The organism is Vreelandella subglaciescola (assembly GCF_900142895.1).
GTDB classification, from domain to species: domain Bacteria; phylum Pseudomonadota; class Gammaproteobacteria; order Pseudomonadales; family Halomonadaceae; genus Vreelandella; species Vreelandella subglaciescola.
The window spans coordinates 2,101,803-2,115,060 of record NZ_LT670847.1 but is presented as its reverse complement, the minus strand read 5'-3'; the positions used below and the strand labels follow the sequence as shown (position 1 = coordinate 2,115,060).

Genomic DNA, 13,258 nt, shown 5'->3' with positions numbered 1-13,258 from the left:
AAAAGAAGATGGCGAGCAGTTTCTCTTGTAGAATCAAGATGTTCCTGAACGAACACAATTCAAGAGGACCACTCGCCATGGGTGAAAGCTTATCCCCCTGGACCCCGTCATGCAACGGGTCCATCCGCGTCGAGCTCAGCGGCCATCGCACCACCAGCGACAGCGGTGCTTTGCTGTTGCGTGAAGCCCTCGACAACAGCGGCATGATCGATGCGCTGGACGACCATCTGGTCGATCACCGCGACCCGGATCGCGTCCGCCACTCGTTAGCCAGCCAGCTGCGTACCCTGGTGCTGCAGCGTTCGATGGGCTGGATCGACCTCAGCGATACCGATACGCTTCGCCGTGACCCGCTCTGGCAGCTAGCCTGCAGTGATGCCCGCGGGACAACGCCGTTGGCTCAGGACCGGCCATCTCAAGCGACACTGTCGCGGCTGCTGACGTGCCTGGGCCGCGACGACAATATCGATACCGTGCATGAGGGCCTGCTGCGGCTGGCGGTCTGGCGACTGACCTCGCTGAACGGCGGCGAACGCCCCGAGCATCTGACGCTGGACATCGACGGCTTGCCGATCGACGTTCACGGCCACCAGGGCGGTTCGGCGTTTCATGGACTTTACGGGGCCAGAATCTACTCGCCTTTGGTGGCCTCGCTGGCAGAGACCGGCGACATGGTGGGCGGCCTGCTGCGTGAAGGTAACGCCGGCCCAGCCGAGAATGCCGATACCTGGATCCCACATCTGGTGCGGCGACTCAACGAGAGCACCGGGGCCAAGGTCAAGGTGCGCATCGACGCCGGCTTCACCGACAACGACACGCTTGAGGCGCTGGAAGATCGCGACATCGAGTATCTGGGCCGGTTGCGCAGTCATACGGGCCTGCAGACACTGGCAGCGCCACATCTGAAGCGGCCACGCGGCCGGCCCCCCGAGCAACCTCGGGAATGGTGCCATGACCTGGCGTACCAAGCCGGTACCTGGCCGGCGCCGCGGCGCGTGGTGCTGGTGGTACAAGAGCGGCCCGATGATCTGCTGCTGCATGCCTTCTTTTTGGTCACCAATCTCGGCAAGTTCGACTGGCCGCCGGAAAAGGTCCTGGCGCTTTATCGCAAGCGCGGCAGCGCCGAAGCCCACATGGGCGAGGTGAAGTCGTCGCTCGATATGCATCTCTCCTCGACTGATCGCGGTGTCTCCACCGTCCAGGACGTCATGGCCCGCAACGAGGTAAACCTGCTGCTGACTCTCTGCGCTTATCAGGTGCTACACGGGCTGCGTTGCCTGTTGGAACGACAGACCCGGCAGGGCTGGAGCCTGAAGCGGATGCGCGAGCAGGTGCTCAAGGTGGCCGCCACGCTGACAGTGCACGCCCGGCGTATCACCGTGCACCTCGGCGATGCCGCCGACAAATGGTGGCCATCCTTACTGAAGGGGTTGCCGCGGCTGACGGCATTGACCTGACACGTCGCATTACTCAGCCTTTTCCAGCAGACAAAACGGCCACTATGGAGGCCGACGACCACGGCTGCGCCGTCACTCGAAACCAATAAACTTCAGTTATAAATATCACGGCATTGATACGATAAAGCTATGTGCTAATCGGCTACTCAGCGACCGTATGACATAAAAGCCGGTCGGTCCCGGTCACCACGGGACGTAAAACGCTCGTTCGGCGTCCTGATGAATAAGGCGGGGTGAGGAGATTCGCGGCGTTCTGGATGCCGTGGCCGAGACCTTCCTGACCCAAAACGTGGAACGCCAGTCCGCCGAGGCCCAGCAAAGCCTGGAGTTTCTGCAAGAACAGTCCCCCGAATTGCGCGCCCAGCTTGCAGACGCCGAAGAGCGGCTTAATCAGTATCGCGTGGCAATGGACAGTGTTGACCTGTCCAGCGAGTCTCAAGCCACTATCCAGCAGTTCATCGCCCTGGAGCAGCAGCTCAACGAGCTGGAGTTCCAGGAAGCCGAGATGGCTCAGCGCTTCACCCCCCGCCACCCTAACTACAAAACGCTGCAGCGCAAGAAGCGTCAGCTTCAGCAGGAACGTGCCGAACTGAATGAGCGGGTTAACCAGCTTCCCGCCGAGCAGCAAGAGGTGGTGCGGCTGACCCGCGACGTAGAGGTGACTCAGGCCATCTACGTCAACGTGCTCAACAAGGCCCAAGAGCTCAAGCTTGCCCGGGCGGGCACGGTGGGTAACGTGCGGATTATCGATGAAGCGCTGGTCGGCTCGGGGCCCATCGAGCCCAAAAAGCCGCTAATCGTGGTGCTGGCCACCCTGCTGGGCGGCCTGCTCGCGGTCGGCCTGGTGCTGGTGCGCGGCCTGTTCAACCGCGGCGTGGAATCACCCGAGCAGATCGAAGACGTCGGCATCCCCGTCTACGCCAGCGTGCCGCTCTCCGATGAACAGAACACGCTTATCAAACGCGTGAAGCATCGCCGCGAGCGCCAAGGCCACAACGTGATGACCGGCATTCTGGCGCTGCGTGAACCCACCGACACCGCCATCGAGGCGCTGCGCGGCCTGCGCACCAGCCTGCATTTCGCGATGATGGAAGCGACCAGCAACCGCCTGATGATCACCGGCCCCAGCCCTGGCGTCGGCAAGAGCTTCGTTTCCATCAACCTCGCCGCCGTATGCGCCCAAACGGGGCAGAAAGTGCTGGTGGTAGATGCCGACATGCGCAAAGGCCATGTCCATGACGCCTTTGGCGGCAAAAGCGGAAACGGGCTTTCAGAGCGGCTCACCGGCAAGGCAGATCTCAGCGAAGTGCTGCGCAACTCATCGCTCGACGGGCTAGACTACGTCGCCCGCGGCAGCGCCCCGCCCAACCCCTCGGAGCTGCTGATGCACGCAAACTTCAGCGCCTTCCTCGAGCAGGTCAGCCAGCGCTTTGATCTGGTGATCATCGATACGCCGCCGATACTCGCCGTCACCGACGCCGCCATAGTCGGCAAGCAGTGCGGTACCAGCCTGATGGTGGCACGCTTCCAGATGAACCCGGTGAAAGAGCTAATGATTGCCAACCGGCGCATGGAAACGGCGGGCGTTGAGATCAAAGGCGCTATCCTCAACGCCATGGAACGCAAAGCCGCCGCCAGCTACAGCTACGGCTACTACAACTACTCGTATAAATAAGACAGCACACGTCATGGCGAGCGCCCCTGTGTCATTGCGAGCGCCCCTGTGTCATTGCGAGCGAAGCGAAGCAATCTCAGGGTTTGCCTAAGCGCCGCCGCAGGCCAGGTTTTTGTAAGAGGCCAATTTATTGGGCGATCCATCGCGCAGCGATGGCACAGATTTAAATAGGAACGTTATGACAACTCTGGTCACCGGCAACGCCGGCTTCATCGGTTTTCACGTCGCCAAGACACTGCTCGAGCGCGGCGACAACGTAGTGGGGTTTGACATAGTCAACGACTACTACGACCCGGCCATCAAGCAGGCCCGCCTCGAGATCCTCGAAGAGACCGCCCAGCGCACCGGCAGCCGCTACGTTTTCTACCGCGAAAACCTGGCCGACCCCAAGGCCGTAAAGCGCTGCTTTACCGAGCAGCGCATCGAGCGGGTTATCAACCTGGCCGCCCAGGCCGGGGTGCGCTACTCGCTGGAAAACCCCCACGCCTACGTAGAAAGCAACGTGATTGCCTTCACCTACCTGCTTGAAGCGTGCCGGCATCACAAGGTCGAACATCTAACCTACGCCAGCACCAGCAGCGTCTACGGTGCTAACACTAAGATGCCGTTCTCCGAGCACGAAGGCGTCGATCACCCGCTACAGTTTTACGCTGCCACCAAGCGCGCCAACGAGCTAATGGCCCACAGCTACAGCCACCTTTACCGGCTGCCGACTACCGGGCTGCGCTTCTTCACCGTTTACGGCCCCTGGGGCCGCCCGGACATGGCGCTGTTCTTGTTCACCAAGGCCACGCTTGCCGGCGAACCCATCAAGGTGTTCAACCACGGTAACCACACCCGCGACTTCACCTACATTGACGACATCGTCGAGGGCGTGATCCGCGTGAGCGACCAGCCGGCCACGCCCGACCCCGAGTGGAGCAGCGATGCCCCGGACCCGGCGACCAGCAACGCCCCGTTCAGGCTCTACAACATCGGCAACAACGACCCCGTCAAGCTCAGCACCTACATCGAAGCCGTTGAAGAAGCGCTGGGTAAAAAAGCAATCAAGGATCTGCTGCCGCTGCAGCCCGGCGACGTACCCGACACCTACGCCGACTCCACCGAGCTCGAGCGCGCCGTGGGTTACAAGCCCGCCACCCCGGTGAAGCAAGGCGTGGCCAACTTCGTCGCCTGGTACCGCGACTACTACAAGGTATAAGGCTCGCTGCCCTTGACCTTGTAGGAGGGCGGCTTTGCCGCGCGATACATCACGAAGCGATGGCAAGAAGGAATGGAACTCGCGGGTCAGACCCCGGCCGAGAGCACAACGCAAACGGCCGACTGATACCGCGCCGAGCCACTGGCCCAGGGGTCTGACCCAAGAGCGGGCGGCGGCTCCAACCGGGCCGATGCTGCCGCGGATCTCTTGGCGGGCGGCGTCTCCAGCGAAGGAGGTAGCCACTACTGAACAGGTTTTCGTGGGAGGCCGGCTCCGCCGGGCGATGGCGCCGCCAGGCGCCTGATACCGGCAGCGCGTCGCGCTGCATCGCGAGCTGAAGCTCCCTCCCACAAGGTCAAGGACAGCTCCAGTTGCCCGCCGGGCGCTAGGCGCTAGGCGCTAGGCGCTTTTCCTTGCCCCTTGCCCCTTGCCCCTTGCCCCTTGCCCCTTGAACCTGACAACTGACACCCCACATGTTTGCACAGCTCAAAGAACTCTATTCCTTGCTCACCGCCGAGCAGCGCCAGAAGCTCCTGCGCCTGCAGGTTCTGGTAGTGCTGATGTCGTTTGCCGAGATCGCCGGGGTGGCCTCCATCGGCCCCTTCATGGCGCTGGTCGGCGACATGAGTCAGCTGCAGGGCGAGGGCATGATGGCGGAGCTTTACCGTGCCAGCGGCTTTGCCGAGCCGCGCACCTTCCTGTTCTGGCTGGGCATCGGCGTGCTGGTGGTGCTCACCGGCGCGGCACTGGTCTCGATGTTCACCATCTGGCGGCTTTCCATGTATGGCGCGCGGGTGGGGGCACAGCTTGCCAGCCGGCTCTATAAGCACTATATGCACCAGCCGTGGCTGTTTCACGCCAGCGGCAGCAGCAGCCAGCTGACCAACCAGATCGCCCAGGAATGCCAGCGCATCACGGGAAGCATCATCAACCCGCTGATGCAGATGAACGCCAAGCTGGTGATGGCGCTATTCATGACCATCGCGATCTTCCTCTATAACCCAGTGGTAGCGCTGGCGGGGCTGGCAATTTTCACCGTGGCTTACGTGCTGCTCTTCCGCACCGTACGTCGGCGGTTGGTCCGCAATGGCAAGAGCATCTCCGAGGCGCAGAAGCTGCGTTTCAAGCTGATGAGTGAAGGCTTCGGCGGCATCAAGGACGCCCTGCTGCTGGGCCGCCAACAAGTATTTACCGATCGCTTCGATGACGCGAGCGACCGCTTCGCCGAGGCGCAGGGCACGAACGCGGCCATGGGCCAGGCGCCGCGCTATGCCATGGAGCTGGTGGCGTTTGGCAGCGTGATCTTCCTGGTGCTTTATCTGCTGACTGCCCACCAGGGCAACCTGGGAACGATTCTGCCGGTACTCTCCGTCTATGCGCTGGCCGGCTTCAAGCTGCTGCCCGCCTTCCAGCAGGTCTACACCAGCCTCTCCCAGATCCGCGGCAACCTGGCGGCCTTCGATGCCCTGCGCGACGATCTCTATGCCAGTAGCCGGGAGCATATCCAACAACCGCTCACCGAGAAGGAGCGAACGGAACAGCATCTGGCCCCTAAACACAACATCCAGCTGGCCAATGTCACCTTTAGCTACCCCGGCAAGCAGGAACCGGCGCTGAAAGGGCTGAACCTGGAGATCCCCGCTAATCAGGTGATCGGCCTGGTGGGGGCCTCAGGCTCCGGCAAGTCCACTGCCATCGACCTGCTGCTGGGCCTGATTGATCCCCAGCAAGGCCAGCTGCTGATCGACGGCCAGCCGCTGACCGACGAGAACCGCCGCGCCTGGCAGAACAGCCTGGGCTTCGTGCCCCAGGCCATCTTCCTGGCCGACAGCTCCATACGCGAGAACATCGCCTTCGGCTTGCCGCCTGAGGCCATCGATGAAGGCAAGGTGCGCCGGGCCGCCAGCATGGCCCACCTGGACGAACTGCTCAATGAGCTGCCCGATGGCCTGGAAACGCGGGTGGGTGAGCGCGGCGTGCAGCTCTCCGGCGGTCAGCGTCAGCGCATCGGCATTGCCCGGGCGCTCTACCACGACGCCGACGTGCTGATTCTCGACGAAGCCACCAGCGCACTGGACGGCATCACCGAGAAGCTGATCATGGATGCGATCCACGACTTCTCCGGCAAGAAGACCATCATCATGATCGCCCACCGCCTGGGTACGGTAAAACAGTGCGACAGTATTTACCTGTTGGCTGATAGCCGCTTGGTAGATCACGGCAGTTATGGCGAGCTCTCCGAGCGCAACGCCATCTTCAAACGCATGGCCGAACATTCCTGATTTAGGTTTGGCTTGTCTCAAGGGTGAAATTGTGAGTGTTATCAAAGATAAGATAGGGTTCTACAAGAACAAGTTTAGGCATCGGAATCTGGACAATTTTTATTTTATCCATATCAACAAGACGGGCGGCAGCAGCATTGAGAATGCGCTTAAGATCCCATTTGAGCACAAGACGGCCCGGGAAAAAATTGCAGAGGTGGGCCTAGATAAGTGGAGGCGAAGGTTCACTTTTGCGATCGTCCGAAATCCATGGGATAAAGTTGTTTCCCATTACTGTTATCGGGTTAACCCGCCTAATTCACCGGGCTGAGACAGAAAAGAAGATGGCGAGCAGTTTCTCTTGTAGAATCAAGATGTTCCTGAACGAACACAATTCAAGAGGACCACTCGCCATGGGTGAAAGCTTATCCCCCTGGACCCCGTCATGCAACGGGTCCATCCGCGTCGAGCTCAGCGGCCATCGCACCACCAGCGACAGCGGTGCTTTGCTGTTGCGTGAAGCCCTCGACAACAGCGGCATGATCGATGCGCTGGACGACCATCTGGTCGATCACCGCGACCCGGATCGCGTCCGCCACTCGTTAGCCAGCCAGCTGCGTACCCTGGTGCTGCAGCGTTCGATGGGCTGGATCGACCTCAGCGATACCGATACGCTTCGCCGTGACCCGCTCTGGCAGCTAGCCTGCAGTGATGCCCGCGGGACAACGCCGTTGGCTCAGGACCGGCCATCTCAAGCGACGCTGTCGCGGCTGCTGACGTGCCTGGGCCGCGACGACAATATCGATACCGTGCATGAGGGCCTGCTGCGGCTGGCGGTCTGGCGACTGACCTCGCTGAACGGCGGCGAACGCCCCGAGCATCTGACGCTGGACATCGACGGCTTGCCGATCGACGTTCACGGCCACCAGGGCGGTTCGGCGTTTCATGGACTTTACGGGGCCAGAATATACTCGCCTTTGGTGGCCTCGCTGGCAGAGACCGGCGACATGGTGGGCGGCCTGCTGCGTGAAGGTAACGCCGGCCCAGCCGAGAATGCCGATACCTGGATCCCACATCTGGTGCGGCGACTCAACGAGAGCACCGGGGCCAAGGTCAAGGTGCGCATCGACGCCGGCTTCACCGACAACGACACGCTTGAGGCGCTGGAAGATCGCGACATCGAGTATCTGGGCCGGTTGCGCAGTCATACGGGCCTGCAGACACTGGCAGCGCCACATCTGAAGCGGCCACGCGGCCGGCCCCCCGAGCAACCTCGGGAATGGTGCCATGACCTGGCGTACCAAGCCGGTACCTGGCCGGCGCCGCGGCGCGTGGTGCTGGTGGTACAAGAGCGGCCCGATGATCTGCTGCTGCATGCCTTCTTTTTGGTCACCAATCTCGGCAAGTTCGACTGGCCGCCGGAAAAGGTCCTGGCGCTTTATCGCAAGCGCGGCAGCGCCGAAGCCCACATGGGCGAGGTGAAGTCGTCGCTCGATATGCATCTCTCCTCGACTGATCGCGGTGTCTCCACCGTCCAGGACGTCATGGCCCGCAACGAGGTAAACCTGCTGCTGACTCTCTGCGCTTATCAGGTGCTACACGGGCTGCGTTGCCTGTTGGAACGACAGACCCGGCAGGGCTGGAGCCTGAAGCGGATGCGCGAGCAGGTGCTCAAGGTGGCCGCCACGCTGACAGTGCACGCCCGGCGTATCACCGTGCACCTCGGCGATGCCGCCGACAAATGGTGGCCATCCTTACTGAAGGGGTTGCCGCGGCTGACGGCATTGACCTGACACGTCGCATTACTCAGCCTTTTCCAGCAGACAAAACGGCCACTATGGAGGCCGACGACCACGGCTGCGCCGTCACTCGAAACCAATGAACTTCAGTTATAAATATCACGGCATTGATACGATAAAGCTATGTGCTAATCGGCTACTCAGCGACCGTATGACATAAAAGCCGGTCGGTCCCGGTCACCACGGGACGTAAAACGCTCGTTCGGCGTCCTGATGAATAAGGCGGGGTTAAGACAAATCAGACTGGACTTTCGGCTTCTAGCATGAGCTTTAGTGACTGGGTCGAGCGTGCTTATTGGTATAAGGACCCGGCTTTCAGGGACAAAGAAAAGATGTTCATGCCGCAAGTTGAGTGGGTTCGGTCGACTGAAGGTGGCTTTCTGGTGGATTACGTTGGTTATTTCGAGGATCTGGAGGGCTCGTTTGATGAGGCGATGAAGCGAACCGGATTGACTGCATCGTTACCGCACCTGAAGAGCACGAAAAGACGTGACTACCGCGATTATTACGATGCCAGCTCTAGACAAATAGTGGCTGAGAGTTTTGCCGATGATATTGAAGCATTCAATTACTCTTTCTGAAAATCGGGGCACATATGGATTTAATTAATAAAGATATCGTGCCTGATTTTTTTATCGTTGGCGCGCCCAAGGCTGGGACAACAGCACTCGACGCGTACCTGCGCAAGCACCCGGACGTCTTCATGTGCCGTAAAGAGGCACATTACTTCTGCACCGATTTCCCCGGCAACGTGAATTTCGAATCGTTTTCGGATTATCAGCAAGTCTTTGACGGTGTTCAGGAAGGGCAGACAATTGGCGAGGCATCGGTCTGGTATCTGTACTCGGAAGCGGCGGTTCGCGAGATTCTGGCCGTCAACCCTGAAGCAAGGTTCATCGCCATGTTACGTGATCCTGTGAAGACCGCGCAGGCCACCCATGGTGAACTGCTTCTCGACCTCAGGGAGGATGAGCCCGATTTTGAGAAGGCCTGGCGGCTCCAGGCGGCCCGTCGTCAAGGCGAGTACATTCCACTGAACGCCAGGGAGCCCAAGCATCTTCTCTACAAGGATGTCTGCTCATGGAGCCCCCAGATCGATCGTTTGCTCGACGTGGCACCTAGTGGGAGTGTGAAGATCATCATCATGGAAGAATTCTTCGAGGATCCGGACCGGGGATACCGGGAGGTGCTCGATTTCCTCGGTGTCAGGAATATCACGCTCGACACCTACCCAAAGGTGAACGAAAGCAAGCGGGTCAAGAGCCTGTGGCTCCTGAAGGCCTCCAGAGATATCCCACGGCGGTACCCCGGTGCCATGCGTATGGCGAAGAAGATCGCGAATACATTTGGCCTTCGCCCAGGGCGGACCATCGACCAGTACGTCAGAAAGGGCAATATTACGCACAAGCCTCGCCCTCGGCTATCTGAAGAATTCAGGGAAGAATTGATGATTGAGTTCCGCCCGGATGTTGAACGGCTGGAAGGAATCCTGGGGCGCTCGCTTAAGCAATACTGGCTGAAAGGATGAGCGAGTTGACCAAACTGGATAATGAGAAAATTCGACTGCTCTTTTTCTTCTCGGGAACCGGCCGGTTCCGCTACGGCGTCGCGGAAGTCTTCCGTCACGTGCTCAATGGTCTGGATAAAGAACGGTACGAGCCTTACCTCGTGATAACCGGCACCCTTGAGGAGCCGGTCGATGATCTGTCGGATGCGGTGGAGGTGATCGAGCTTGGTCGAGTCGGGCTCAAGAAAGCCTTCTTCCCGTTGGTCAGGGTCATCCGCCAGATCCGGCCGGATGTCGTGGTCTCGGCCATGGAGCATCCGAACGCGCTGGCAGTAGTGGCGCGTCTGGTTGCCCGGCGTCCCTGCAAGTTGTTGTTGACTTCTCACAATGTCCTAACGCCGAGGCTCCAGTATATGTGGAGTCGCCGAGAAGGGCATATTATTCTCCGCGCCATAAGGCTTACCTATCCGTACGCGGATCATGTGGTTTGCGTCTCGGAGGCGGTACGGCAAGACCTGCACACGCACGTGCCGCGTCTCGAGAGGAGTTCCGTCATCCACAACCCGGTTCTCAGCCAGGCTAAACTTCCCGACCCCAGCTTCGAGTGCAAGGAACAAGGCCTGATCGTAACGTCGTCTCGGCTCACAGGATATAAGAGGGTGGACGAGGTGATCCGGGCGCTCCAGCTTCTTGATGACCACTTTCATCTGATTGTGCTGGGCGATGGTCCCGAACGTGCCCGTCTCGAAGCTCTGGTCACAGAGCTAGACTTGAATGACCGGGTCGAGTTCATGGGATATGTGGATGATCCGTTTGCCTATTACCGCCAGGCTGAGATCTTTATTCTGCCCTCCATGTGGGAAGGCTTCGGTAATGTGCTGATCGAGAGCATGGCTTGCGGTTGCCAGGTGGTGGCGAACGGCTCGGCATGGGCCCCTCCAGAGGTACTGGGGCATGGCGACTATGGCTTTCTCTATGAAGGTGGTGATCCCGAGAAGCTTGCCAGCGCCATCCGGGAAGCTGCCGATCACCCGAAACCTCAGGGCAAATTGCTCGAATACGCGGGGCGGTTTACAGATCAGCGGGCGGCGCGGGAGTACGAAGCACTGTTCGATTCATTGCTGGATCAGGCCCAATTCACATGAAGCGTCGAAGAGCCAATTTCGAAAATAAAAAAATTGCAGTTTTTATTTGCGAGTTTGAGCCTCTTTGCGTGCAGAGAAGTCAGATTCGACTCGCTAATCAGCCCCGAGAGATGGTTGATGTGCGGGATTTGAAAATGAAAAAGTGGGAGCGTTGAAATGACAGATACCCCCCGGCGGATCAGTATCCTGCTGGCGAGCTATTCCGTGTCTGGTGTGCCGCGTAACCGGTTGAACCTGGCTCATGGCATCGCAAGGCGTGGCTATTCGGTAGATTTTGTACTTTTCTCTGGCGCCCTTCCTGCCAATGAGCGTGACGCTTTACCATTAAACGTGCGGGTCGTCGAGCTCCATAAGCAGCGTGTTGTTGCCGCTTTGCCAGCACTGGTTGAGTATTTTCGTAAAGAACGGCCGGAAGCGGTAATTGCGGCAGAAGAGCATCTTAATCTTGTCGCGGTTACTGCATTACGCATATCTCGTATTAAAGCAGCAATCTCCATTAGCTTCCATGTGCCGCCCACGCTTGAAGCGTCAAAGCCTTTATCCCGCCTTATTCATCAGGACGCCGAACGAGCGTTTTACGTCCCGTGGTGACCGGGACCGACCGGCTTTTATGTCATACGGTCGCTGAGTAGCCGATTAGCACATAGCTTTATCGTATCAATGCCGTGATATTTATAACTGAAGTTCATTGGTTTCGAGTGACGGCGCAGCCGTGGTCGTCGGCCTCCATAGTGGCCGTTTTGTCTGCTGGAAAAGGCTGAGTAATGCGACGTGTCAGGTCAATGCCGTCAGCCGCGGCAACCCCTTCAGTAAGGATGGCCACCATTTGTCGGCGGCATCGCCGAGGTGCACGGTGATACGCCGGGCGTGCACTGTCAGCGTGGCGGCCACCTTGAGCACCTGCTCGCGCATCCGCTTCAGGCTCCAGCCCTGCCGGGTCTGTCGTTCCAACAGGCAACGCAGCCCGTGTAGCACCTGATAAGCGCAGAGAGTCAGCAGCAGGTTTACCTCGTTGCGGGCCATGACGTCCTGGACGGTGGAGACACCGCGATCAGTCGAGGAGAGATGCATATCGAGCGACGACTTCACCTCGCCCATGTGGGCTTCGGCGCTGCCGCGCTTGCGATAAAGCGCCAGGACCTTTTCCGGCGGCCAGTCGAACTTGCCGAGATTGGTGACCAAAAAGAAGGCATGCAGCAGCAGATCATCGGGCCGCTCTTGTACCACCAGCACCACGCGCCGCGGCGCCGGCCAGGTACCGGCTTGGTACGCCAGGTCATGGCACCATTCCCGAGGTTGCTCGGGGGGCCGGCCGCGTGGCCGCTTCAGATGTGGCGCTGCCAGTGTCTGCAGGCCCGTATGACTGCGCAACCGGCCCAGATACTCGATGTCGCGATCTTCCAGCGCCTCAAGCGTGTCGTTGTCGGTGAAGCCGGCGTCGATGCGCACCTTGACCTTGGCCCCGGTGCTCTCGTTGAGTCGCCGCACCAGATGTGGGATCCAGGTATCGGCATTCTCGGCTGGGCCGGCGTTACCTTCACGCAGCAGGCCGCCCACCATGTCGCCGGTCTCTGCCAGCGAGGCCACCAAAGGCGAGTAGATTCTGGCCCCGTAAAGTCCATGAAACGCCGAACCGCCCTGGTGGCCGTGAACGTCGATCGGCAAGCCGTCGATGTCCAGCGTCAGATGCTCGGGGCGTTCGCCGCCGTTCAGCGAGGTCAGTCGCCAGACCGCCAGCCGCAGCAGGCCCTCATGCACGGTATCGATATTGTCGTCGCGGCCCAGGCACGTCAGCAGCCGCGACAGCGTCGCTTGAGATGGCCGGTCCTGAGCCAACGGCGTTGTCCCGCGGGCATCACTGCAGGCTAGCTGCCAGAGCGGGTCACGGCGAAGCGTATCGGTATCGCTGAGGTCGATCCAGCCCATCGAACGCTGCAGCACCAGGGTACGCAGCTGGCTGGCTAACGAGTGGCGGACGCGATCCGGGTCGCGATGATCGACCAGATGGTCGTCCAGCGCATCGATCATGCCGCTGTTGTCGAGGGCTTCACGCAACAGCAAAGCACCGCTGTCGCTGGTGGTGCGATGGCCGCTGAGCTCGACGCGGATGGACCCGTTGCATGACGGGGTCCAGGGGGATAGGCTTTCACCCATGGCGAGTGGTCCTCTTGAGTCAAGTTCGGTTAGGAACATATTGATTCTACAAGAGAAAC

At 59.9% G+C, this 13,258-nt stretch carries 10 protein-coding genes; 9 read left to right on the top strand and 1 reads right to left on the bottom strand.

Annotation, left to right across the window (positions count from 1 at the left end; all coding sequences use genetic code 11):
- The first annotated feature begins 38 nt into the window (after positions 1-38).
- From B5495_RS09870 to B5495_RS14705, 9 genes are all read left to right on the top strand, one after another.
- Entirely contained in the window at positions 39-1,457 is a 1,419-nt protein-coding gene (locus B5495_RS09870) for an IS1380 family transposase (RefSeq protein WP_079550256.1), read from the top strand.
- A 262-nt stretch (positions 1,458-1,719) separates the two neighbouring features.
- Positions 1,720-3,132: a polysaccharide biosynthesis tyrosine autokinase gene (locus tag B5495_RS09865; protein ID WP_231897159.1), complete on the top strand. Its 1,413-nt coding sequence runs from the start codon at positions 1,720-1,722 to the stop codon at positions 3,130-3,132.
- Between the two features lie 178 nt (positions 3,133-3,310).
- On the top strand, positions 3,311-4,333 hold the full coding sequence (locus tag B5495_RS09860; protein WP_079553358.1) for an NAD-dependent epimerase: 1,023 nt from the start codon (positions 3,311-3,313) through the stop codon (positions 4,331-4,333).
- 473 nt (positions 4,334-4,806) lie between these two features.
- Positions 4,807-6,615, top strand: a complete 1,809-nt coding sequence (locus tag B5495_RS09855; RefSeq protein WP_079553356.1) for an ABC transporter ATP-binding protein — start codon at positions 4,807-4,809, stop codon at positions 6,613-6,615.
- 353 nt (positions 6,616-6,968) lie between these two features.
- Complete coding sequence (locus tag B5495_RS09845) at positions 6,969-8,387, top strand: IS1380 family transposase (protein WP_079550256.1); 1,419 nt, start codon at positions 6,969-6,971, stop codon at positions 8,385-8,387.
- Between the two features lie 269 nt (positions 8,388-8,656).
- On the top strand, positions 8,657-8,974 hold the full coding sequence (locus B5495_RS09840) for a hypothetical protein (RefSeq protein ID WP_079553355.1): 318 nt from the start codon (positions 8,657-8,659) through the stop codon (positions 8,972-8,974).
- A gap of 14 nt (positions 8,975-8,988) precedes the next feature.
- Positions 8,989-9,921, top strand: a complete 933-nt coding sequence (locus B5495_RS09835; RefSeq protein ID WP_079553353.1) for a sulfotransferase family protein — start codon at positions 8,989-8,991, stop codon at positions 9,919-9,921.
- 5 nt (positions 9,922-9,926) lie between these two features.
- Entirely contained in the window at positions 9,927-11,045 is a 1,119-nt protein-coding gene (locus tag B5495_RS09830) for a glycosyltransferase (protein ID WP_172824555.1), read from the top strand.
- A gap of 156 nt (positions 11,046-11,201) precedes the next feature.
- Positions 11,202-11,636, top strand: a complete 435-nt coding sequence (locus B5495_RS14705; RefSeq protein ID WP_154045261.1) for a glycosyltransferase — start codon at positions 11,202-11,204, stop codon at positions 11,634-11,636.
- 183 nt (positions 11,637-11,819) lie between these two features.
- Here the strand turns inward: B5495_RS14705 and B5495_RS09825 are convergent, their stop codons facing one another.
- Entirely contained in the window at positions 11,820-13,238 is a 1,419-nt protein-coding gene (locus tag B5495_RS09825; protein ID WP_079550466.1) for an IS1380 family transposase, read from the bottom strand.
- Positions 13,239-13,258: the final 20 nt, after the last annotated feature.